Below are 22,440 nucleotides of genomic sequence, written 5' to 3'. Positions count from 1 at the left end.
CAGGCCAAACCGCGCAAAAAGGCGCCGCGGCGCTGACAAGGCGGCGCAAACGGCTATTTTTGCGAAAGCTGGGACTGGCAGGAGTAGGTCATGCGGACGGACACGATCGTTCTGGGTGCGGGCATCGTCGGCATTTCGGTGGCGCTGCATCTGCAGAAGGCCGGCCGCTCCGTCCTGCTCGTCGACAAGCGGGGGCCGGGCGAAGAGACGAGCTACGGCAATGCCGGGCTGATCCAGCGCGAAGGCGTCTATCCTTATGGCTTCCCGCATGACTTCGGCGCGCTGCTGCGCTACGCGATGAACAACACGATCGACGCGTCCTACCACTGGAGCGCGATCCCCAAGCTCGCGCCGTTCCTGTTTTCCTACTGGATGCATTCGCGCGCCTCGCAGCACGAGGCCATCGCCCACAAATATGCGAAGCTGATCGAGCATTGCGTCACCGAGCATGACGCCCTCGCCGAGGAGGCCGGCGCGACCGCATTGCTGCGGCGCAAGGGCTGGATGAAGGTCTTCCGCACCGCCGCCGAGCAGGAGACGCGCCTTGCCGAGGCCGCGCGCTGGAACCGGGAATTCGGCCTGAACTACAGGCCTCTCGACATGGCGACGCTGCGCGCCGAGGAGCCGCATCTCGACCATGCCAGCCTGGTCGGCGGTCTGCACTGGACCGATCCGGTCACCGTGATCGATCCGCTCGGCCTCTCGAAGGCCTATGTCGTGCTGTTCGAGAAGCTCGGCGGCAAGCTCGCGCTCGGCGATGCCGGCACGCTCACGCAGCAGGGCGACGAATGGAGCGTGACGCTTGCGGACGGGACCAAGGCGCAGGCCAGGGACGTCGTCGTCGCGCTCGGCCCCTGGGCCGATGTCGTGAGCCGCAAGCTCGGCTACCACCTGCCGCTGGCGGTGAAGCGCGGGTACCACATGCACTACAAGCCCAAGGGCAATGCCGTGCTGAACCATCCGGTGCTCGACACCGAGCGTGGCTACTTCCTGGCGCCGATGCAACAGGGCATCCGCCTGACGACCGGCGCCGAGTTCGCCGAGCGTGACGCGCCCAAGACCCCGGTCCAACTCGAGCGGGCCGAGCCGATCGCGCGCGCGCTGTTCCCGCTGGCTGAGCGGCTCGACCCCGAGCCCTGGCTCGGCCGGCGCCCCTGCACGCCCGACATGATGCCGATCATCGGCCCGGCGCCGAAGCACAAGAACCTGTGGTTCTCCTTCGGCCACGCCCATCACGGCCTGACGCTGGCCGCCGTCACCGGCCGGATGGTCGCCGAGATGGTCACGGGGCAGAAGGTCTTCGTCGATCCAGCCCCGTTCTCGCCGGCACGCTTCGGCTGAGCCGGCGCCATCCCGTGCGCGACGCAGCGTAAGACGCTGCTGCGCTGACACGGGACCTCGTGACGTCAGAGCGCCTCTCGATCGCGAGCGGCCACGCATCCGCGCAGCAGCACTCCGTGCCGCAGCGCGTGCGGGATGACAGCCCTGCACCGCGCGCCCTCGCCTTGCGCTTCACGACCTGCCACGATCCGCGCCGCTCACGATTCCAACGCAAGGTTGCGCCATGGCTCTCGCCTCCCCTCCCGTTCAGGACAACGCCTACGCTGCGGCGCTGGCCCTTCTCGATCGCGCTCCCATGATCGACGGGCACAACGACTTGCCCTTCGTCATCCGGCAGCATCGCGAGGCCAGGGGCGATGTCGGCGTCTATGACCTGGGCAAGGTCCATGCCGAGGGCGACACCGACATCCCGCGCATGCAGGCTGGCAAGCTCGCCGCCCAGTTCTTCGCGGCCTATGTCCCCCCGAAGCAGAAGGGCCCAGCCGGCTTTGCGCTCGCCCAGATCGCGCTCATGCGCGGCATCCTGAAGCGCCACGCCAAGGTATTCCGTCCCGGCCTTGGCGCGGCGGATGTCCTCGCCGCCAAGGCGGAAGGGCGCATCGCGCTGATCATGACGATCGAGAACGGCTCGGCGCTCGACAACCAGCTCGATGCGCTCGACGCCTATTACGACCTCGGCGTCCGGTTGATGACCCTCTGCCACAACGACACCACCGACTGGTGCGATTCAGCGACCGACGCGCCGAGGCATGACGGGCTCACCGCCTTCGGCAAGGATGTGATCCGCCGGATGAACAAGCTCGGCATGATCGTCGATCTCGCCCATGTCTCGCCGAAGGTGATGCACGACACGCTCGACGTGACGAGCGCGCCGGTCGTCTGGTCGCACTCCAACGCCTTCTCGCTCTGCGACCATCCGCGCAACGTCCCCGACGACGTGCTCGACCGTGTCGCCGGCAATGGCGGCGTCGTCATGGCGACCTTCGTGCCGGACTTCATCAGCCAGGCCTCGCGCGACTGGCACCGCCCGGCCAAGGATCAGTACGGCAAGACGCCGGAAGGGATCGACAGCGCCAAGGCCGAAGCCGAGATCGCACGCACGGCCGGCCCGCGCCCCAAAGCGACGCTGCCGCAATATTGCGACCATCTCGACTATCTCGCGGAGCGCATCGGCCACGACCATGTCGGCGTCGGCTCGGACTTCTTCGGCTGGATCAATCCCGACGGGCTCGAAGACACCTCCGTCTTCCCTGCCCTGATCGCCGAGCTGATCCGCCGCGGCTGGTCGGAGGAGAATCTCGAGAAGCTTGCCGGCGGCAACACGCTGCGCGTCATGCGCGCCGTCGAAAAGGCGGCTGGCTGAGACCGCCTTCGTCATCGTCGGGCTTGACCCGACGATCTCTTTCCGGCCTGAGGTTCCGGGTCTGCGCTGCGCTCCGCCCGGGAACGCCGCGCGAGGCCAGCCGATACGATTCAGTTCATCATCATGACCGGCTCCGGTACCGACCGCACCCGCCCGCCCGTCGAGGCCCCTGCCCCCGTCATCATCCTCGTCGAGCCGCAGATGGCCGAGAACATCGGCATGTGCGCCCGCGCGATGGCGAATTTTGGCCTCTCCGAAATGCGCCTCGTCGCCCCCCGCGACGGCTGGCCGACCGGCGGCGGCCTGAAGAAGGGGGCGACTTCCGCCGCCTCCGGCGCGACCCATATCCTCGAGAACGCCCGGCTCTTCACCACCGCGGCCGAGGCCATCGCCGACCTGAACTACGTCCTGGCGACGACCGCTCGCGAGCGCGGCCAGATGAAGCGTGTGCTGACCCCGGCAGAGGCGATGCCGCCGATCGCCGACCGCATCGGTTCGGGCGAGCGCGTCGGCATCTTGTTCGGACGCGAGCGCATCGGTCTCAACAACGAGGAGATCTCGTTCGCCGACGCGATCCTGACCTACCCGGTCAATCCGGCCTTCGCCTCGCTCAACCTCGCCCAGGCGGTGCTGCTCGCCGGCTATGAATGGTTCAAGGCAAGCGGCGGCGAGCCGCCCTTCCGCGAGAACAACCCCTCGCCCCCGGCCAGCCGGGCGACGGTGCTGTCGATGTTCGACTATGTCGAGAACGAACTCGATGTCTGTGGCTTCTTCCCGCCGGGCAAGAAGCAGATCATGACCGCCAACCTGCGCGACATCCTGCATCGGCTGGAAATGACCGAGCAGGAAGCCCGCACCCTGCGCGGCGTCTTCAAGTCGCTGACCGAAGGCCCGCGCCGCCTGCGTGTACCAAAGCCAGTCGACGGCGATTAGCACGGAGCCGCGTGGCAACGCGCACCTGATCCAGCCTCGTCTCAGCCTGCCGACGCCGCGGTGAAAACAGCCAGTTGCGCGTCGAAGGCACGCTTGTAGGCGGGCCGCGCTTCGCCACGGGCGACATAGGCGGCGAGGTTCGGATGCTCCTCCAGCATGCCCGACCCATGCAACCGGCGGAGCACGGTCACCATCAAGAGATCACCGGCGCTGAACGCGCCATCGAGCCAGTCGGCATCGCCCATGTGGCTGGACAGATCGCCCAACCGCTTCCGAATGATGCCGTCCAGCGCACGCAGGCGCTGCTCGTACCAGGGCTGATCACGCTCGAGGATGTTGACGAGCGAGCGGTCGAAGATCGGCGGCTCGACGGTGTTGAGGGCAGCGAACATCCATGTAATCGCGCGCGCCCGGCCGTTGGGCTCGGTCGGCAGCAGCCCTGCATGGCGCTCGGCGATATGGAAAACGATGGCCCCCGATTCGAACAGGGCAAGATCGCCCTCCTCATAGGTCGGAATCTGCCCGAAGGGATGAAGTGCGAGGTGGGGCTCCTGCTTCATCGCTTTGAACGACAGCAGGCGCACGTCGTAAGGCTGGCCGACTTCCTCCAGCGCCCAGCGGACCCGCATGTCACGCGCCAGCCCCTGGCCACGATCAGGGGAGCGTTCGAAGGCGGTGATGGTGATCGGCATGGTGCAACTCCGGATGGTTCCCAGCTCCCGACGGCAATCGACTGGGCGGCGGCCAGTCGACTGGCTGCTCGCCATCATGCCCGCCCCCTTGCATAGAAGGCGACAAGGTCAGCCAGAATGCAAAAGGCCGGCCCCTTGCGGGGCCGGCCCATGGCAGCGTCGCGAAGCGCGGCCGATCAGAACTGGTACTTCACGGTCGCCTTCACCGTGCGACCCGGCTCGGTGTAGTAGTCGCGAGCCTGGGCGAGCGCGCCGGTCGGGACATTGACCGCATCCCAGTACTTGCGGTCGAAGATGTTGTAGACGCCGACCTGGACCTCGAGATCCGCGACCTGCGGCATGGGCTTCCACCACGCCGTGGCATTGAAGAGCGCATAGCCCGGCGCCTTGAAGCCGGCATTGGCGCCCGTCGTCGCGGCGACGTCGTTGCGCGCGGCCGCCAGCTTGGTCGAGACCTCGGCACCCCAGTTATCCGTGGCATAGGCGATGGCGACGATGCCCTGGATCGGCGGGATCGAGTTCAGGTAGGTGTCGGTGTCCTTGTTCTTGCCCTGTGTCCAGGCGAACGAGCCGCGGATCAGCCAGTTCGGCGAGAAGGCGTACTGGCCGTTGGCCTCGATGCCCTGGATCTCGGCCTTCGTCACGTTGCGGAAGCTGGTGATGCCGCCCTGCGGGTAGAGCCCGAGGAAGCCGGGAGGGGCCACCTGATAGGTTTCGATAAAGTTGCGGTAGTTGGTGTGGAAATAGGTCACCGAACCGCCGAAAGCCTTGTCGCCGAAGCGGAAGCCGACATCGATGCCGTTGCCGATCTCGGGCCGCAGGTCGGGGTTTCCGGTCCGCAGATAGGTCGTCGCCGAGCCGAACCTGCCATAGAGCTCATTGGCCGTCGGCGGACGGAAGGTCTTGGCCCACTGCCCGAACACCGTCACGTCCTTGAACAGCCCTGCATTCTTGACGATGTCGTATTCGAGCCGGACGCGCGGCGACCAGGCGGAATCGCTCGACGCCGGCGGCAGGCCGGTCGGGCGCGAGAGGCCCACGAAATACTCCGGCGTGTACTTCGGCTTCTCCTCATACCAGTCGTAACGCACGCCCGGCGTGACCCGCAGACGGTTGTCGAGCATCCCGATCTCGTCCTGCACGAAGAAGCCAGCGAGCTGGCCGTCGACCTTCGGCTGCTCGGCCTGGTTGGACGGGATGTTGTTGCAGGTCGTAAAGGCGCCGGTGAAGCTGCCCGTGGCCGGCCGGGCCGGGCAGTTGTCATAGCCCTTCGAATACTGCTCCAGCTCGGTCATGCGCAGTTCGGTTCCGGCCATCAGCCGGTGCGTGAGCATGCCGGTACTGAAGTTCTTGATGACGTGGCCGTTGAAGCCGTAGGCGTTCTCCTCGTTCTCGTTGTTGCGAGAATAGGGCCCAACGATGCTGGTGAAGCGGTACGCGTTGGTCAGGTCGTTGCGCTTCAGCCGCTGCCAGTAGAGCTGCGCATGGGCCTCGTCGAAGAAGGAGCCGGGCAGCTTGTAGTCATAGCTCAGCGAAACCCGGTCACGCTCGACGTCCTCGCCCGTCGTATAGGCACCGGGGCGGAAATTGCCGGTCAGCGAGACGGAGTTGTCCCGGTTCTGGATCCGCGCGGAGCGCTTGAACGTCTCCGCGGTCAGCCCGAAGCGATGCGCCTGATCGTTCGAGTACTGATGGATCTTCGCCAGGAAGTTGTACTGGTCGAAATCGGTCGGGTTGGGTTCGGTGCGGGCAGCGCCGACGGTCTTGTCGCTGCCCCGATTGTCGATCTCATGACCGGTACGGAAGCCGCCCTGTACCAGGGCCCAGGTGTTGTTCCAGCGCCCGGCCACGGCCGCGCTGCCGAAAATGGCGCGATCGGTCGTGTCGAAGCCGGTCTTGGCGAGGCCGCCGAAGTTGCGGCCGTTGCGGATGAGATCCTCGGGATCGAGCGTGCGCACGGCGAGCGCGCCGCCGAGCGCACCAGCGCCGAGCGTGGCGCCGCCGCTGGGGCCGCGCAGCAGGTCGAGCGTCGAGAGCGAGTCGAAATCGAAGGCGGTCGTACCGCCGCGGTTGATGCGCGTATCGACGAGGAAGGACTGGCGGATGCCGTCGATCGTCGTCAGGACGCGCGAGCCGTCCAGGCCGCGGATGTTGAGCGAATTGGTCTGCCGGTTCAACGTGATACCGGCCTCGACGCGGTTCGACAGGTCGGACAGGCTCTGAACCTGCTGGCGGTCGAGCTGCTCACGCGTCGTGCGGGTCGTGGTCGGCCCCTCGACGAGAGCGGTGCCCGCTCCGCCCTCACCCTGAACCGTGATCTGGTCCAGCGTGACAGGCGCGTCCGAGGCCTGCACGACGGGCGCCGGCCGCGCGCGGCTTTGCTGCTGCGCGACGGCAGGCGATGCCAGCAGGACCATCATCAGAGTTCCGAGGGCAACCCCCTCGCGCAGCCTGCCGGTATGCATCCCCATCGTCCCAATCCGTCCTTCTCGGCGCGGCCCGCAACGGCAACCGCATCTCAGTAGTTTAAAATGAATACAAACAAGACCTTACGCGCTCCGGTAAGGCACTATTCGGATATGAAGCGACTCGATAACTGTCAATCATCGGAAATACGAAGAAATCGACTCGGTGCACGAACAACACAGTAGTAGAATTATTCTAATCAAAGCGATTTTATAGCGTCGATCCAATATGAGACCCCTCAGCGCGGCTCGTCGCGCCTCCCGATCTCGTGATCGCAGCCTGCCCGATGCCCGACACCTTCCTGTTGCATCGCAAGGAGAGGAGCCCAACATGGGCGCGCAGAATGGGCCCCACGCATGCTCGACCGCCGGACGATGTTGACAGGATCAGGTGCGATGGCGGCGGCGCTGGCGCTACCGGCGCGCAATGCCCGTGCAGCCGACGTCGATGTCATCGTCATCGGCGCCGGCGCCGCGGGGCTTGCCGCCGCTCATGATCTCAAGGCCGCCGGACGCAAGGCGATCGTGCTCGAGGCCCGGGACCGCGTCGGCGGCCGCGCCTTCACGGACGCCTCACTCGGCCCGTCCTACGACGCCGGGGCGATGTTCATCCACTGGGCCGAGCGCAACCCCTGGGTTCGGATTGCGCGAGAACTCGGCATTGAGACGCGAAACGAATCCTGGGGCGGCGGCTTTCAGGTCTTTGCCAGCGGCAAGCCCATGCCCGAGGCCGACCGGCAGAGGCGTCGCGGCGCCTTCGGCCAGATCGACCGCCGTCTCGACGCGGCCGACCTCTCCCGGCGCGATCTCTCGATCCGGGATCTTCTCAGCGATCTCGGCCCGGACGTATCGCCGATCGCGTCGTCCGGCCTGCTGCTCTCCATCGGCGAGGAATCCGACCGCATTTCCGCGCGCGACTACCAGCGCCTCTGGGCGGGCGATGACCTGGTCGTGCCGTCGGGGTACGGCAACCTCGTCGCCCGCCATGGAGCCGGACTCGATATCCGCCTGAACCAACCGGTCAGCGCGATCCGCTGGGACGGGCCGGATGTCGCGGTGACGACGCCGGCCGGCACGCTGCATGCGAATGCCTGCATCGTCACGGTTCCCGTCGGCGTGCTCAAGGCCGGCACGATCCGCTTCACGCCCGCCTTGCCGTCCCGAACCCGCAATGCGCTGGACGGCCTCGGCATGGGCGCCTTGACCAAGATCGCTCTGAAGGTCGAGGGCGAGCGCTTCGGCATCGCGCCCGGCACGAGCTTTCTCGAAGCCGGCTCGCCCAGCCGCCTGATGAATTTCGACATGTTCCCGGAAGGCAAGGACCTGGTCATCGCCTATTGCGGCGGCGACTATGCCCGAGAACTCTCCGTCGCCGGACCCGAGGCCGCCCGTGCCCATGTCACCGAACTGCTGACGCAGATGGTCGGCGCCGACATCGGCAAGGCCGTGACGGAGATGGCCTTTCCGGCCTGGTGGACCGATCCGTTCTCGCGCGGTTCCTATTCCGTCTGCCTGCCTGGCCGCGCTGCTGCCCGCGAACAGCTGGCCGAACCGATCGGCGGACGCATCTTCATCGCAGGCGAGGCCACGGCCGGCGGCGGCGCCATGACAGTCGGCGGCGCCACCCTGGCAGGGCGCACCGCGGCCGCGGCAGTGGCCAGGATCAAGGCGTAAGTGCCGTCAGCACTTCCCCCGGTACGCGCCTGCTAGAGCGCTAGCTCCCAGTTCTGCCCGACGAGATCCTGCCCGAAGGAATGATGCCTCTCCTCGGCGACGAGCCTGAAGCCCTCCGCCATGTAGATCGCGCGCGCCGCGTGCAGGATGTCATTGGTCCACAGAACCATGCGGCGGTAGCCGGCAGAACGGGCGAAGGCGATCGCCTCGCGGACCAGGGCCTTGCCGAGCCCCAGCCCCCGGCCCGGCCGGTCCACGATGACCATGCGCAGCTTGGCGACCTCGTCGCTCTCCCGCACGACGAAGGCCGAACCGACGGGCGCGCCATCGAGTTCGGCGATCAGGCAACACTCCCGCTCCGGCTGGAAGTCCCGCAGGAACTGTGCCGCGATCTCGGCCACGAAGCCTTCGAAGCTGATGTCCCAGCCATGATCCTCGGCATAGATCCGGCCATGGGCCGAGATCACCCAGCCGATGTCGCCGGGGCGGTGCCGACGGATCGCCATGCGCGAAGCGGCACCGGCCTCAGCCCCCGAAAGCAGCGCCTCGGCCTCGCCCAACGCCGAGACCAGCCGGTCGCGGCCCGCAGCGTCGAGCTTCCGCAGGACGCCCGATGCTTCCTTGCGCGAAGCCTCGTCGAGCGGCGCGAAAACGGCGCGGCCCGCCTGCGTCAGGCACAGTCTCAGCGCACGACCGTCCTCGGGCGAACGCCGGCGCTCGAGCCATCCCGACGCAGCGAACCGCTTGAGGATTCGCGACAGATAGGCGGGGTCGAGCCCCAGATCACGCGCCAGCTCGCCCGCGAGCCAGCCATCACGCTGCGCGAGCTCGTAAAGCACCCGCGCCTCGGTGAGGGTGAAGCCGGAGCCATGAAGGCTGCTGCCCAGCGCGCCAACAAAGCGGGTGTGGAAGCGGTTGAAACGACGCAGCGCCGCCACGGCATGATCGGTCATCGGAAGGTCTCCCTCGACCGGATCCTTCGTCGAAATAATGGACCGAGTCAATTAAATTGAAGATCCACCCGCAACACGATCTTGACGATCCCTTAACCCCTCTCTGGCGCAATCCTACCCTTCCTCACCCTGGCGGGCTCAGGCGCATGCAGGTCGATCTTCTGGCCGGAACGGCGTATCGGGCGACGATGCTGCCGCGGCACACCCCAACCATCCTCGTCTTCGATTCAGGGCTCGGCGGCCTCACCGTGCTGGCGCGGACGATGCAGGCCCATCCCGGTGCCCATATCGTCTATGCTGCCGACGATGCTGGCTTCCCTTATGGCGGCCTGCGCGAAGATGAGCTCGTCACGCGCGTGCTGTCGGTGATGGAGCGGCTCGTCGCGCGCTTCCATCCCGATCTCGTCGTCATCGCCTGCAACACCGCCTCGACGCTGGTCCTGCCGGCCTTGCGGGCCCGCTTCGCGCTTCCCTTCGTCGGCACGGTCCCGGCCATCAAGCCTGCAGCCGCCCTGACGAAATCCGGCCTGATATCGGTACTGGCCACCCCCGGCACGGTCGCACGCGATTACACGCGGGAACTCGTCGAGCACTATGCCGGCGGCTGCGACGTTACGCTGGTCGGCTCGACGAGGCTCGCCGGCCTGGCCGAGGCCGCATTGAAGGGCGACCTCGTCGACGACGAGGCCGTCGCCGCCGAGATCGCGCCCTGCTTCGTTACCCGCAGCGGCGCCCGGACCGACGTCGTCACCCTCTCCTGCACGCATTATCCCCTTCTGCTGGAGCGGATGCGGCGCCTCGCGCCCTGGCCTGTGGAATGGATCGACCCGGCGCCGGCCATCGCCCGGCGCGTCGTGCAATTGCTGGGTCCGGACCCGTCGCCCGACCGGACCGGAGCCAACGAGGCCGTTGCAGTCTTCACCGCCGGCACCGGCATCACCGGCCCATTGCGCATCGCGCTCGCCGGTTACGGGCTGGCCGAGGTTGTCATCGAACCGATCCCACTGACGCACTGACGCGGGATTCTCGCCTTCCAGTTTGACAAACGCCGCCACAAGTGGTTGTAAGCCGGCGTCGCGCGGCTCCTCACGGGGCCGCGTGGCTTTTTCCGCACCCGTGATCCGCTCTTCTTCGGAAGCTGGATCTGTCGCCCCGCGAGGGGACAGGAGGGCGCGGTCCTCAACTCGCGAACCACAGAGGACACGCGATATGTCGAAGCGTCATGAGGCGAAGTACAAGATTGACCGCCGCCTCGGTCAGAACATCTGGGGCCGTCCGAAGTCCCCGGTCAACCGCCGCGAATACGGCCCCGGCCAGCACGGCCAGCGCCGCAAGGGCAAGCCGTCCGACTTCGGCACGCAGCTGCGCGCCAAGCAGAAGCTGAAGGGCTATTACGGCTCGATCTCCGAGAAGCAGTTCCGCCGCTACTACGCCGAGGCGATCCGCCTGAAGGGCGACTCGGGCGAGAACCTGATCGGCCTGCTCGAGCGCCGCCTCGACGCCGTGATCTACCGCGCCAAGTTCGTCCCGACGGTCTTCGCCGCCCGTCAGTTCGTCAACCACGGCCATGTCACGGTCAACGGCAAGCGCGTCAACATCGCGTCCTACCAGGTCAAGCCGGGCGACGTGATCGCGATCAAGGAGAGCTCGCGCCAGCTCGCCATCGTCATCGAGTCGGCCCAGCTCGCCGAGCGTGACGTGCCGGACTATCTCGATGCCGACCACAGCAAGTCGACCGCCACCTTCACCCGCACCCCGACCCTAACGGACGTGCCCTACGCGGTGCAGATGGAACCGAACCTGGTCATCGAGTTCTACTCGCGCTGATCGGAGGCAACGGGTCGCAAGCCCGTTCGCCCGCAAGAATTCGGGGGATGGCGAGAAATCGCCATCCCCCGAACTGTTTCCAGCCGACGCTGCCCGCCTGGCTTAGTCTGGCTGAGCTGTCGCTCCGGTCCGCCGACGCCCCCCGCGAGAAGCCTGGCTACCGCTTCGTCTCGATCTCGATGAAGCTGAGCTTCGTCGTCCCCGCATTCTTCACGTCATGCTTGACGCCCTTCGGGCGAATGTAGCTGTCGCCGGTCTTGACCTCCTTCTCGGTCACGACGCCGTCCACCTCATAGGCCATGACGGCATCCGTCATGATGACCACGGCATAGTCCATCCCGTGTTCATGCCATCCCGTCGTCGCGCCGGGCTCGAAATCCCACCGTGTGATCTTGGCGCGCTCGTCCTCGGCCAGAACCGTGGCGACTGCGGGAACCGTGCATTCGAAAGGCATTGTCGCTTGTCTCCGTTGGCGAGGCGCAACCTCGGCTGCTCCCGAGGATCAACGCAGGCGCGACCGGTGCTGGATAGCACGATGTTCGCGGGGATCACTCCGGCCCAAGGCCTTCGCATGCGCAATGTCTCACACCGGAAATGGTGGGCCTCACGAGAACAATGCGGATAGCAGAATCGCGGCGCCGAACGTGATCAGCCCGAGTACCGCCGTCGGAAACAGGGCGGAAATCGTGACGCCCGAGACGACCGGATGAGAGTCGCCATCCGCATTCGGCCGCAATACCGCGAGCAGTGCCAAAGCGGCCAGCAGCAAGCCAATTCCCAGATAGATCATGCGTGTCCCCGTCATGTGGCGGCTGGGGCCGGGCGGCCCTGCCGTAATGGCTCCTGAAGTCGCAGGACGAGGTATCCCGCCAAGCCGGCGGCGACGGAGCCGGCCAGAATCCCGTATTTGACGCGGTCCTGCATCGCGGGATCCTCGAATGCCAGCAGGCCGATGAAGAGGCTCATCGTGAAGCCGATGCCGCACAGCAGCGCGACGCCCAGCATCTGGGCCCATGTTGCGTTCGAGGGCAGCTCGGCCCACCCCACCCGGACCATCAGGGCGACGGCTCCGAAAACGCCGATCAGCTTTCCGAAAACGAGGCCGGCGGCGACACCGATCGCGAGCGTATCGCCCAGCACCGCGGAGGTGACGTTGCCGAAGGAGACGCCGGCATTGGCGAAGCCGAAGATCGGCACGACCAGGAAGGCGACCGGCATGAGCAGCGCGTGCTCGAGTCGGTGCAACGGCGATGTCGCGTGGTCGGCCTCCGGCTTCCCAGGCGTCGGCGTGATGGGGATCGTCAGTGCGAGCAGCACGCCGGCGATGGTCGCGTGCACGCCGGACATCAGGACCAGCACCCACAACGCCGCACCGAAGGCCAGATAGGGTGCCAAGCGATCGCAGCCGGATGCGTTGAGCGCACGAAGAACGCCCAACACGACGAGTGCGCCAAGGAGCGCATAGACGTTCAGCTGGGCCGTATAGAAAACGGCGATGATGATGACTGCGCCGAGATCGTCGATGATCGCCAGCGCCGCCAGGAAAATCTTGAGCGAAACCGGCACGCGCGACCCGAGCAAGGACAGGACGCCAAGCGCGAATGCGATGTCTGTCGCCGCGGGAATGGCCCATCCCCGCAGAGCCGAGGGATCCGACCAGTTGAACGCGACGTAGATGAGACCCGGCACGATCATGCCGCCGAGCGCCGCCACGCCGGGCAACGTCCTGCGACTCCAACTCGAGAGCTGGCCGTCCAGCACCTCGCGCTTGATCTCCAATCCGACCAGCAGAAAGAAGACCGCCATCAGGGCATCGTTCACCCAATGCAACAGGCTCAGGGGGCCGAGATAGAGCTTCAATGCGGCGAAATAGGCCGGCGCGAGGGGGGAGTTCGCGACGATGATGGCGAGAAGCGCGGCGCCCATCAGCACAAGGCCGCCTGCGGCTTCACCGCGCAGAAATTCACGAAGCGTGGAAAAAGGGCGTGTCACGGGCGCAGGCTCTCCGCACTGGCGGCCCGACCTGCGCAAATCCTGCCCGCTCAACCGATCGAAGCGGAACACCCTAAGGCTTTTATGGCATCCTTGCTGAGCTCTCGCAACCCCTGCTGATATCGTCCAAGATGTCTCGCGGCCATCGTCGCTCTGGCGATGAACAAAAGGCCGTCATGCATCAGACGATTCTGGATCTGAGTGAAACGACAACCAATCTCTTCTCGTCAGTCGGGCGTCAGCCCCTACAAGACCGGGGAAGCAGCAGTAATAATGCCCCGATCGCACACCGCATCTCTGACGTTCGATCGATCAGTGGAGCTCACCACCCGGCGAGCGCACGCCCCGCTAACAGCATCGCGAACAGGCCGAGGAGAAGTGCCGAAACCCGCGGCAGGAGCAGCCTGCGCCCCGTGCCGGCGACCACCGCAAGCGCTCGCCCACCGCCGAACCATGCAGTCCCCGCTACCGGAATCAGGACCGACATCGCCAGGAGATGCGCGGCGGCAATCGCGGCGTCGCCGCTCCAGCCCTGCGGCATCAGCACGAAGGCGATGATCAGCGTCTTGGGGTTCAGCAGCGTCGTCGTTGCGACATGATAGGGACGAACCTGGCCGGCACCCGACAGATCGGGCCGCCAGCGCCACATCTTGCCGGCGACCCAGAGAAGATAGAGGGCAGCGGCCGCCTGCAGCCACGGCCGCAGGCCCTCGATCCGGGCTCCGATCAGCGTGGCCAGTGCTCCCAGGGCCACGACCGTGCCGAGATAGGTGGTCAGTTCGGCGAGGAGCAGCATCGGGGCCGCGCGTGGCCGGCTCGTCGCGCCCGCCAGCGCAAGCAAGGTGTTGGTGGGGCCGGGCGTCGCGAGTAGAAGCGCGAGCCCGAGGATGAAGCCGCTGGAGACCATGCCGATCCAGCTACACGCGGCCGGGGCCCCGGCTCTTGCGCTGGATCAAGCCCTGCGTCGCGAGAGGTGAACTACGGCGCGCCTATGCTCACAGATGCGAGCCGACCTCGTCGCGAAAATAGTAGCAGCCCAGCCCCAGGCAGCCGATCAGGATCGACAGCGCATACGGCCCGAACAGGCTCGCCACGAATACGAGGCCGATGAAGCCGCGCATACCCCAGATCAACCATGTCGCCTTCATGGCCCGCCTTTGATTCGCATTCACTGCCGAACCGTAAACGCGAACAGATGAATCGAAGTTGAACAGGCAGGGTGAATCGCCGTTTCCGCTTTGTTTCCCAAGACATTAGGGCATGAGGCGGAATGATGGCGGAGCGCCGCGGAAATGCCGCTTGCCCTTCGCCCGCGCCGCGCTAACCCTTGGGTACCCAACCTTGGGAATCACGAGTCGGGAAACACGAGCGATGATGAAGACCCTGATAGCGGCCGTGGCGCTGAGCTGCCTTTCCACCTTCGCCCATGCCCAGAGCTGCACCGTTCAGGCTGGCGACAAGAAGCTCGCCGGCGCAGCCAAGACCAGCTTCCTGACCAAGTGCCAGAAGGACGCCGGCGCGGCCTGCGACAAGCAGGCAGCCGACAAGAAACTCTCCGGCGCGGCCAAGACGAGCTTCACCAAGAAATGCGTCACGGACGCCGTCGGCACCTGATCCCGCGGCGCCTGATCGCACAAGCAAAAGGGCGGCTCGCGCGAGCCGCCCTTGTCCGTCCGTAAAGAACCCGCCGTGTTCAGCCGCGGCGGTCCCAGCGATCGCCACGGTCCTCGCGCCAGCGGCGCGGGCCACGCTCCTCGTCGTCCTGGTCCCGGCCGCCACGACGCTCGTCCATGCGCTCGCGCATCCGCTGCATCATGTCGCGTCCCTCGGCCATGGCCTCGCGCACGGCGCGGCGCGCCACAGTCTTCTGTTCGTCGCTGAGCGTGACCCATAGCGGGCGCACAGCATCGGCGAGTTGCTTGGACCGGGTCGCACGGTCCGCTTGGCGGGTGGCCATCATGTCGAGTCTCTCCATGATGTCGGCGTGGCGGAAGGTCTCGCGCTGCTCGCGCATCGCGGCCCAGCCCGCGCGGCGCTCCTCGGACCGCTTCTTGACGAGGGCCTCGACGGTGTCGAACAGCGGCACCTGCTCCGGCTTCAGCTTCATGTCGGTGCGCAGTTTGGCGAGGCGCTCGTTGAGCCGCTCCTGCATCCGCTGGGCGCGCTGCTCGCGCCATTCCCCGCGCCGCTGCTCGCGGCTTTCCGAACGCTCATGGCGCGAGCTGTCGCGATCGGCGCCCGCGGGCGGCAGCGGTTGCGGCTGGGCGATCGCAAGGGTCGCGGCGAGCGCAGCTGCGGAGGTCGCTGCGAAGAGTGCGATATGTTTCATGCGAGATCTCCCATGGAGGCATCGGGTCGTCGGTCGCTGAGCGGGTCTCGAAGCCGGTTCGCGATGACGCCAGACTGGGCACAGGGCGGTGACCCCATGATGGCGCAAGCATGAAAAGATCGTAATGTGCCGGCTGCGCGCGAGCCAGCGCCCTTGTGTTTCCAGCTCCTTCGGCTTCCCCCATGCGCAATCTGATCACCGATGTCCGTGGCGTGCTCGTCGGGCAGGCCCATGACAGCGCCGCCGCGACCGGCGTCACGGTCGCCCTCTTCGAGCGCCCGACCGTCGCCTCGGTCGCGGTCCTCGGCGGCGCGCCCGGCACGCGCGAGACGCCCCTGCTCGAGCCCGAGATGACCGTGGAACATGCCGACGCGATCGTCCTGTCGGGCGGCTCGGCCTGGGGGCTCGCCGCAGCCGATGGCGTGATGGCCTGGCTCGCCAGCCAGGGACGCGGCTTTCCCGTCGGCTCGCTGCGTGTTCCGATCGTACCGCAGGCGATCCTGTTCGACCTTCTCAATGGCGGCGACAAGCCCTGGGCAAAGGGAGCGGCCGAAGCCCCCTATCGCGGGCTGGGTCACCTCGCGGCAGCGGCGGCCGGTGCCGACTTCTCGCTGGGCACCGCCGGCGCCGGCTTCGGCGCAACGACGGCGACCCTCAAGGGCGGCATTGGCTCGGCCAGCGCCCGCGCCGCCACCGGCCAGATCGTTGGCGCCTTGGTCGCGGTGAACGCGGTCGGCACCGCCACGATCGGCGATAGCCCGCATTTCTGGGCAGCACCCTACGAGCAAGGTAACGAGTTCGGCGGCATCGGCTGGCCTGCCGAGATCGCGCCGGACCATCTCGGCCTGCGCTTCAAGGGGGGCACCGGCCAGAACACCACGATCGCGCTCGTGTGCACCGACGCCGTGCTGACCAAGGCGCAATGCAAGCGGCTGGCACTTGCCGCCCATGACGGGCTTGCCCGCGCGCTGCGCCCCGCCCATGCGGCGCTCGACGGAGACGTCGTCTTCGCGGCGGCGACCGGCCATAGCGGTGCGCCGTCCGACGCCTTCGCACTGACCGAACTCTGTTCGACGGCCGCCGACGTGCTGGCCCGTGCCGTGGCACGCGGCGTCCATGCTGCAACGGCCCTCCCTTCCGCAGAGGCCAAACCGGCCTGGCGCGACAGGTTCGGCGGCTGACGCGGCGCGCCGTGCATGCTAGAGGCGCGGGCATGTCCACAGACGATTTCCTTGCCCGCTTCGGCGCCGCCGGCCAGCGCCAGCCCGATCCCGTCGCCGCCGCGCAATCCGCGATGCGCAATGCCCTGCCCAAGCGCTTCTATGAGACCGCCGGCGTCACCGAGCGCGACGGGCTGTTCCATGTCGCGCTCGACGGGCGCACGGCCCGCACCCCAGCCCGCAACCCGCTGGCCGTCTCGTCGCAGCCTGTCGCCGAGGCGCTGGCCGCCGAATGGCAGGCGCAAGGTGAGCGGATCGACCCCGCCCGGATGCCCATGACCCGGCTGGTCAATTCGGCGCTGGACGGCGTCGCCGACCAGCATGAGGCCGTGCGCGCCGAGATCGTGCGCTATGCCGGCAGCGACGCGCTCTGCTACCGCGCCGGCGAGCCGCAGGAGCTGGTCGCGTTGCAGAACGCGGTCTGGGAGCCGATCCGGCACGACGTCGAGACCAGGATCGGCGCGCGCTTCCTGCTGACGGAGGGCGTCGTCTTCGCGCAGCAGCCGCAGCAGACCCTCGACGCGGTCGCCCGACATGTCGGGCAGATCTCCGCCCCGGTTGCGCTGGCTGGCGCTCACAACGTCATGACGCTGACCGGCTCGACCATCCTGATGCTCGCGCTCGCCTTCGGCCTGCGCGATGCGGATGCCGTCTGGGCCGCCGCCCATCTCGACGAGGACTACCAGATCGGCATCTGGGGCCAGGACGAGGAGGCGGCCGAGCGCCGCGCGATCCGCCGCGCCGAATTCGACGCGGCCGCCCTGCTGCTCGCACGGGGATAAGGGGGACGGCGATGGCGATGATGGGCCCCACTGCCGCTTCGCCTGACGCCTATGTCGCCGCACTGACCGGGTGGCAACTCGCCCTTGTCGAACAGCTGCGCCGCGACGTGCTCGCAGCGGCGGCACTCGAGGAGCGCATCAAATGGACGAATCTCGTCTATGTCTCGAATGGTCCCCTCTGCCTGATCCGGGCGGAGGCCGAGCGCGTCCTGTTCGGCTTCTGGCGCGGCAAGCGCCTGCGCGGGATCGAGCCGCGCCTGAAACCGGGCGGCAAGTTCGAGCTAGCCAATATCGTTCTGCGTGAAGGTGATGCCGTCGGTACCGGGACCGTCGCCGCGCTGATCACCGAAGCCGTCCGGCTCAACACCGAGTTGGGCGACCCGACCAAGCCCGGCTAGGTTCGCTCGGCGACCCATTCCCCGGTCTTCCGCCACAACTCGGCGGGGATGTCCTCTTTGAGTGTCACCGCCAGATCCGCGAGGCTGACGCCGGCGAGACTGTCCCGCCAGGCGCGATCCGCTTCCCACATGACCCGCGCTATCGCGCAGGGCTTGCTGTCGCAGAGGCCGGCGGGCCGGCAGGGATTGTTGCGGCGGATCTCGGTGCAGGCGAAGGTTCGCCCCTTGCCTTCCACCGCCTCGACGATGTCAAGGAAGCTGATCCCGGCGGGCGCTCGCGCCAGCCGGTAGCCACCTGAGGGCCCCAGCGTGCTCTCGACCAGCCCCGCCTGTGAAAGCCCCTGCAGGGCTTTCGACAGATATTCCTTCGGGACGCCGTGGAGCTCCGCCAGCGCCTTGGTCGCCAGGTAGCGGCCGGCGGGCAAGCCCGCCAGGATCGCGCTGCAATGCAGCGCCCACTCGACCTGGTTCTTGAGCTGCATCAGCTGAGGCCTGCCTTGGTCAGTCCATAGGCCGCGTCCTGCGAGCCCGGAACCGCCCGGAAGGCGACGCTCGCCCGATTCCAACCGTTGATGGCCATGACCGCGAAGGTCAAGTCGGAGATCTCCTTCTCGTCGAATTGCTCGCGGACACGCAGATAGATCTCGTCGGAAACGCCCTTATCGGCGAGCTTCGTCAGCGCCTCCGTCCATTCCAGTGCCGCGCGCTCTCGCGCGCTGAAGAGCGGCGATTCCCACCACACCGCGACATGGTGCACGCGCAGCTCGCGCTCGCCCGCGAGCTTCGCCTCCTTCACATGCATATCCACGCAGAAAGCGCAGCCATTCAGCTGGGAGGCGCGGATGTTCACGAGATCGCGCAAACCGGGCTCGATCGCGCTCTTCTTCAGAGCCATCGAAAATTCCGCGTACTTCTTGAAGAGATCGGCCGAGAGCCGGCCGTATTCGACACGCTGCGTCATCACGCTTCCCCATTCCTCATTGCTCGGGCGGCCCATCCGTCGCCCGTAATTACGGATATTTAATATCCTTAAGGATGTCAATTATCCTTATTAAAAATCCCCCATCCCCCTTCCGACGTTCGAGCAATGGACAGCGCGCGGCCTGCCCCTTAATCCGGAAGCCGGTTCACTGTTCGTCGGCTCCGGGGCGTCCATCATGAAAGACATTCTCGACCAGCTCGAAGTTCGCCGCGAAGGCGCGCGCAAAGGCGGCGGCGAGCGCCGTATCGAAGCCCAGCACAAGCGCGGCAAATTGACGGCGCGCGAACGCATCGAGCTCCTGCTCGACAAGGACTCCTTCGAGGAGTTCGACATGTTCGTGCAGCAGCGCTGCGTCGATTTCGGCATGGACAAGGCCGAGAAGATCCCCGGCGACGGCGTCGTCACCGGCTGGGGCACGGTCAATGGCCGCACCGTCTTCGTCTTCTCCAAGGACTTCACCGTCTTCGGCGGCTCGCTCTCCGAGACCCACGCCCAGAAGATCATCAAGATCCAGGACATGGCGCTGAAGATGCGTGCGCCAATCGTCGGCCTGTTCGATGCCGGCGGCGCTCGCATCCAGGAGGGCGTCGCCGCGCTCGGCGGCTATGGTGAGGTCTTCAAGCGCAACGTTGCGGCCTCGGGCGTGATCCCGCAGATCTCCGTCATCATGGGCCCCTGCGCCGGCGGCGACGTCTATTCGCCGGCGATGACCGACTTCATCTTCATGGTGCGCGACACGAGCTACATGTTCGTGACCGGCCCCGATGTGGTGAAGACGGTCACCAACGAGACGGTGACCTCTGAGGAACTCGGCGGCGCCAAGGTCCACACGACGAAATCCTCCGTCGCCGACGGTTCGTTCGAGAACGATGTCGAGGCGCTGCTGCAGGTCCGCCGCCTGCTCGATTTCCTACCCGCCAACAATACGGTCGGCGTGCCGGAATGGCCGTCCTTCGACGTGCCTGATCGCGTCGACATGAGCCTCGACACACTCGTTCCGGACAATCCGAACAAGCCCTACGACATCAAGGAATTGATCCTGAAGACGGTCGACGAGGGCGACTTCTTCGAGATCCAGGCGGCCTATGCAGGCAACATCGTCACCGGCTTCGGCCGTGTCGAAGGCCGCACCGTCGGCATCGTCGCCAACCAGCCGATGGTGCTGGCCGGCGTGCTCGACTCCGACGCCTCACGCAAGGCTGCCCGCTTCGTTCGCTACTGCGACGCCTTCGAGATCCCGATCGTCACCTTCGTCGACGTTCCCGGCTTCCTGCCAGGCACGGCGCAGGAATATGGCGGCCTGATCAAGCACGGCGCCAAGCTGCTCTTTGCCTATAGCGAATGCACCGTGCCGCTGGTCACGATCATCACGCGCAAGGCTTTCGGCGGCGCCTATGACGTCATGGCCTCGAAGCATGTCGGCGCCGACGTCAACTACGCCTGGCCCTCCGCGCAGATCGCGGTGATGGGCGCCAAGGGCGCGGTGGAGATCATCTTCCGCGGCGGCGACGCCGACACCATCGCCCGCCAGACCAAGGAATACGAGGATCGCTTCATGTCCCCCTTCGTCGCGGCCGAGCGCGGCTATGTCGACGAGGTGATCATGCCGCACTCGACCCGCCGCCGCATCGCCCGCGCGCTCGCCATGCTGCGCACGAAGAGCGTCGAGCGGCCCTGGCGAAAGCACGACAACATCCCGCTCTGAGCGCTCGGGATAAGTCAGGCGTCGACCCGCTCAGCCGGGCTTGCCCCTTCTCCAGGCCTTTCCCGACGAGCCTCCCCTCGCCCCCCATGATCGACACGAGGCCGATCATGGGAGGACATAAGACCGGCAAGATCTTAGCGCTCATAGATTGCAATTAGAATATTTTTAAATAACAACTGCGACATTTGGAGCTATCAGCCACTACTTGCCATTCGAGTGAGGGGTTCTATTGAAGAGCCGCCCGTTTTAGTTTGGCTCACTCCATTGCCTCGCCCGATTACCATCGCAGTCTTTGCCGCAGCCATCGGCCTGTGGTGGCTGGCCAGCCATTCCGGCTGGGTCAGCGCCTTCTTGCTGCCGAGCCCCACCACGGTGGCCGAAACGACGGGCGAGTTGCTTGCCTCCGGCGAACTCCTGCGGCACAGCCTCGTCAGCCTGCGACGCGTGGCGCTCGGCTATGTGCTGGCGATCGCGCTGGCGGTCCCGCTCGCGCTGCTCTTCGTGCTCAGCCGGCCGCTGCGCGCTGCGCTCGAGCCGCTGCTCGAATTCCTGCGCCAGATCCCGCCGCTGGCCCTGATGCCGCTGCTGATGCTCTGGCTCGGCATCGGTGAGACCCAGAAGATCGGCATCATCATCCTCTCCTGCTTCTTCCCGATCTTCCTCGGCGTGCGCGGCGGTTTCGCCGCCGTCGACAGGAAGCTGATCGATGTCGGCACCGTCTGCGGCTTCTCACGCGCCGAGATGATGCTCAGGATCGTGCTGCCCTCGGCGTTGCCAGCCATCGTCGTCGGGTTGCGCGTCGGCCTAGGCTACAGCTGGCGCGCGCTCGTCGGCGCCGAGCTGATCGCCTCCTCGGCCGGCCTCGGCTACATGATCGTCGACGCCGAGAACCTGGCGCGCACCGACATCGTGCTGGCCGGCATCCTGGTCATCGGCGGGCTCGGCCTCCTCGCCGACCATCTGCTGCGCTTTGCGATCCGCCGCGCCGCGCCCTGGCTCGCGGGCGATCTGGAGATGGCCCGTGCTTGAGCTCGCGAACATCGGCCGGCGCTACCGCGTCGACGGCGCGGAGGTCACGGCCCTCGCCGATGTGACGCTCGATTTTCCGCCGGGCTCCTTCACCACGGTGGTCGGGCGCAGCGGCTGCGGCAAGACCACCCTGCTGCGCGTCCTCGCCGGGCTGGAGACGCCGAGCGAAGGTGAGATCCGGCGCAGCGAGGACGGCCCGCCGCGCATTGGAGTCGTCTTCCAGGAAGCCAGGCTGATGCCCTGGCTCGACGTGCGCGGAAATGTTGGTTTCGGCCTGCGCGGCCGGCTGCCACAAGCCACGATCGAGCAGCGCTGCGCCGACACGCTGGCGCTGGTCGGTCTCGCGGATTTTGCCCGCGCCATGCCGAGCCAGCTCTCGGGCGGCATGGCGCAGCGCGTCGCCATCGCCCGCGCGCTCGTGCTGGAACCCCAGCTCCTGCTGCTGGACGAGCCCTTCGCCGCCCTCGACGCCTTCACGCGCCGCTCCATGCAGAACGAACTCGTCGCGATCTGGCAGCGCCGCAGCCCGACCATCGTCTTCGTGACGCATGATGTCGAGGAGGCCGTCCTGCTCGGCGAGCGGGTTCTGGAAATGCAGTCCGGGCGCGTCGTCGGCCATGAAACTCTCGACCTGCCGCACCCACGCGATCCGACGGCCCCAGAAGCCAACCTGCATCGCCGGCGCATCCTCGCGCGGCTGATGCAAGCTCCCTCATCTGCCCCGGCCGGCCCGGCCTGACCCTTCACAGGAGCCC

Annotated in this window: 24 protein-coding genes; 13 read left to right on the top strand and 11 right to left on the bottom strand. The window is 66.8% G+C overall.

Annotation, left to right across the window (positions count from 1 at the left end; all coding sequences use genetic code 11):
- Positions 1-90: 90 nt before the first annotated feature.
- The 3 genes from VGN82_RS24975 (at position 91) to VGN82_RS24965 (ending at position 3,637) form a co-directional block, all read left to right on the top strand.
- Positions 91-1,341: an NAD(P)/FAD-dependent oxidoreductase gene (locus VGN82_RS24975; protein WP_327529770.1), complete on the top strand. Its 1,251-nt coding sequence runs from the start codon at positions 91-93 to the stop codon at positions 1,339-1,341.
- Positions 1,342-1,564: 223 nt separating this feature from the next.
- Complete coding sequence (locus VGN82_RS24970) at positions 1,565-2,704, top strand: dipeptidase (protein WP_327529769.1); 1,140 nt, start codon at positions 1,565-1,567, stop codon at positions 2,702-2,704.
- A gap of 123 nt (positions 2,705-2,827) precedes the next feature.
- Complete coding sequence (locus VGN82_RS24965) at positions 2,828-3,637, top strand: RNA methyltransferase (RefSeq protein ID WP_327529768.1); 810 nt, start codon at positions 2,828-2,830, stop codon at positions 3,635-3,637.
- A gap of 41 nt (positions 3,638-3,678) precedes the next feature.
- Here VGN82_RS24965 and VGN82_RS24960 read toward each other — a convergent pair whose 3' ends face one another.
- Entirely contained in the window at positions 3,679-4,329 is a 651-nt protein-coding gene (locus tag VGN82_RS24960) for a glutathione S-transferase family protein (RefSeq protein WP_327529767.1), read from the bottom strand.
- Between the two features lie 176 nt (positions 4,330-4,505).
- Entirely contained in the window at positions 4,506-6,800 is a 2,295-nt protein-coding gene (locus tag VGN82_RS24955) for a TonB-dependent hemoglobin/transferrin/lactoferrin family receptor (protein WP_327529766.1), read from the bottom strand.
- A gap of 390 nt (positions 6,801-7,190) precedes the next feature.
- Here VGN82_RS24955 and VGN82_RS24950 point away from each other — a divergent pair, with 390 nt between their 5' ends.
- Positions 7,191-8,468: a flavin monoamine oxidase family protein gene (locus VGN82_RS24950; RefSeq protein ID WP_327529765.1), complete on the top strand. Its 1,278-nt coding sequence runs from the start codon at positions 7,191-7,193 to the stop codon at positions 8,466-8,468.
- Between the two features lie 32 nt (positions 8,469-8,500).
- Here the strand turns inward: VGN82_RS24950 and VGN82_RS24945 are convergent, their stop codons facing one another.
- Positions 8,501-9,421, bottom strand: coding sequence for a bifunctional helix-turn-helix transcriptional regulator/GNAT family N-acetyltransferase (locus VGN82_RS24945; protein WP_327529764.1), 921 nt, complete (start codon positions 9,419-9,421; stop codon positions 8,501-8,503).
- A gap of 146 nt (positions 9,422-9,567) precedes the next feature.
- Here VGN82_RS24945 and murI point away from each other — a divergent pair, with 146 nt between their 5' ends.
- Together murI and rpsD are read left to right on the top strand one after the other, a co-directional pair.
- Positions 9,568-10,437, top strand: a complete 870-nt coding sequence (murI, locus tag VGN82_RS24940; RefSeq protein ID WP_327529763.1) for a glutamate racemase — start codon at positions 9,568-9,570, stop codon at positions 10,435-10,437.
- Between the two features lie 193 nt (positions 10,438-10,630).
- Positions 10,631-11,248, top strand: a complete 618-nt coding sequence (rpsD, locus tag VGN82_RS24935; protein ID WP_327529762.1) for a 30S ribosomal protein S4 — start codon at positions 10,631-10,633, stop codon at positions 11,246-11,248.
- Positions 11,249-11,405: 157 nt separating this feature from the next.
- On the opposite strand, the gene VGN82_RS24930 is transcribed toward rpsD, so the two are convergent.
- From VGN82_RS24930 to VGN82_RS24910, 5 genes are all read right to left on the bottom strand, one after another.
- Entirely contained in the window at positions 11,406-11,702 is a 297-nt protein-coding gene (locus tag VGN82_RS24930; RefSeq protein WP_327529761.1) for a cupin domain-containing protein, read from the bottom strand.
- A 150-nt stretch (positions 11,703-11,852) separates the two neighbouring features.
- A complete protein-coding gene (locus VGN82_RS24925; RefSeq protein ID WP_327529760.1) occupies positions 11,853-12,038 on the bottom strand; it encodes a hypothetical protein in 186 nt (61 codons plus the stop codon).
- An 11-nt stretch (positions 12,039-12,049) separates the two neighbouring features.
- On the bottom strand, positions 12,050-13,240 hold the full coding sequence (gene nhaA / locus VGN82_RS24920; protein WP_327529759.1) for a Na+/H+ antiporter NhaA: 1,191 nt from the start codon (positions 13,238-13,240) through the stop codon (positions 12,050-12,052).
- A 322-nt stretch (positions 13,241-13,562) separates the two neighbouring features.
- The gene (locus VGN82_RS24915; protein WP_327529758.1) at positions 13,563-14,147 is read right to left on the bottom strand and encodes a threonine transporter RhtB; all 585 of its coding nucleotides are present in this window, start codon (positions 14,145-14,147) and stop codon (positions 13,563-13,565) included.
- An 88-nt stretch (positions 14,148-14,235) separates the two neighbouring features.
- The gene (locus VGN82_RS24910; protein ID WP_327529757.1) at positions 14,236-14,388 is read right to left on the bottom strand and encodes a hypothetical protein; all 153 of its coding nucleotides are present in this window, start codon (positions 14,386-14,388) and stop codon (positions 14,236-14,238) included.
- Between the two features lie 223 nt (positions 14,389-14,611).
- Between VGN82_RS24910 and VGN82_RS24905 the strand changes: the two genes are divergently transcribed.
- Positions 14,612-14,854, top strand: a complete 243-nt coding sequence (locus tag VGN82_RS24905; RefSeq protein WP_327529756.1) for a hypothetical protein — start codon at positions 14,612-14,614, stop codon at positions 14,852-14,854.
- Positions 14,855-14,933: 79 nt separating this feature from the next.
- Here the strand turns inward: VGN82_RS24905 and VGN82_RS24900 are convergent, their stop codons facing one another.
- Complete coding sequence (locus VGN82_RS24900) at positions 14,934-15,569, bottom strand: Spy/CpxP family protein refolding chaperone (protein WP_327529755.1); 636 nt, start codon at positions 15,567-15,569, stop codon at positions 14,934-14,936.
- A gap of 182 nt (positions 15,570-15,751) precedes the next feature.
- Between VGN82_RS24900 and VGN82_RS24895 the strand changes: the two genes are divergently transcribed.
- From VGN82_RS24895 to VGN82_RS24885, 3 genes are read left to right on the top strand one after another with little or no spacing between them, the layout of a single operon-like run.
- Positions 15,752-16,750, top strand: a complete 999-nt coding sequence (locus VGN82_RS24895; RefSeq protein WP_327529754.1) for a P1 family peptidase — start codon at positions 15,752-15,754, stop codon at positions 16,748-16,750.
- Between the two features lie 32 nt (positions 16,751-16,782).
- Positions 16,783-17,571, top strand: coding sequence for an ATP12 family chaperone protein (locus tag VGN82_RS24890; RefSeq protein WP_327529753.1), 789 nt, complete (start codon positions 16,783-16,785; stop codon positions 17,569-17,571).
- 11 nt (positions 17,572-17,582) lie between these two features.
- Positions 17,583-17,969, top strand: a complete 387-nt coding sequence (locus VGN82_RS24885) for a DUF1801 domain-containing protein (RefSeq protein ID WP_327529752.1) — start codon at positions 17,583-17,585, stop codon at positions 17,967-17,969.
- On the opposite strand, the gene VGN82_RS24880 is transcribed toward VGN82_RS24885, so the two are convergent.
- A complete protein-coding gene (locus tag VGN82_RS24880) occupies positions 17,966-18,451 on the bottom strand; it encodes an RrF2 family transcriptional regulator (protein WP_327529751.1) in 486 nt (161 codons plus the stop codon). The genes VGN82_RS24885 and VGN82_RS24880 overlap by 4 nt on opposite strands.
- Positions 18,451-18,930 (bottom strand): carboxymuconolactone decarboxylase family protein, encoded by a 480-nt coding sequence (locus tag VGN82_RS24875; protein WP_327529750.1) that lies wholly within the window; start codon positions 18,928-18,930, stop codon positions 18,451-18,453. Before VGN82_RS24875 ends, VGN82_RS24880 begins: the two co-directional genes overlap by 1 nt.
- Before the next feature lie 196 nt (positions 18,931-19,126).
- Here VGN82_RS24875 and VGN82_RS24870 point away from each other — a divergent pair, with 196 nt between their 5' ends.
- The 3 genes from VGN82_RS24870 to VGN82_RS24860 all read left to right on the top strand — a co-directional run bounded on the left by VGN82_RS24870 (position 19,127) and on the right by VGN82_RS24860 (position 22,424).
- On the top strand, positions 19,127-20,656 hold the full coding sequence (locus tag VGN82_RS24870) for an acyl-CoA carboxylase subunit beta (RefSeq protein ID WP_327529749.1): 1,530 nt from the start codon (positions 19,127-19,129) through the stop codon (positions 20,654-20,656).
- A gap of 264 nt (positions 20,657-20,920) precedes the next feature.
- Positions 20,921-21,685, top strand: a complete 765-nt coding sequence (locus tag VGN82_RS24865) for an ABC transporter permease (RefSeq protein WP_327529748.1) — start codon at positions 20,921-20,923, stop codon at positions 21,683-21,685.
- Positions 21,678-22,424 (top strand): ABC transporter ATP-binding protein, encoded by a 747-nt coding sequence (locus tag VGN82_RS24860; RefSeq protein ID WP_327529747.1) that lies wholly within the window; start codon positions 21,678-21,680, stop codon positions 22,422-22,424. Before VGN82_RS24865 ends, VGN82_RS24860 begins: the two co-directional genes overlap by 8 nt.
- The last annotated feature ends 16 nt before the right edge of the window (positions 22,425-22,440 follow it).

This window comes from Allobosea sp. (assembly GCF_035999205.1).
Lineage (GTDB): Bacteria > Pseudomonadota > Alphaproteobacteria > Rhizobiales > Beijerinckiaceae > Allobosea.
The sequence above is the reverse complement of the archived record's forward strand: the minus strand, read 5'-3'. Positions and strand labels throughout refer to the sequence as shown.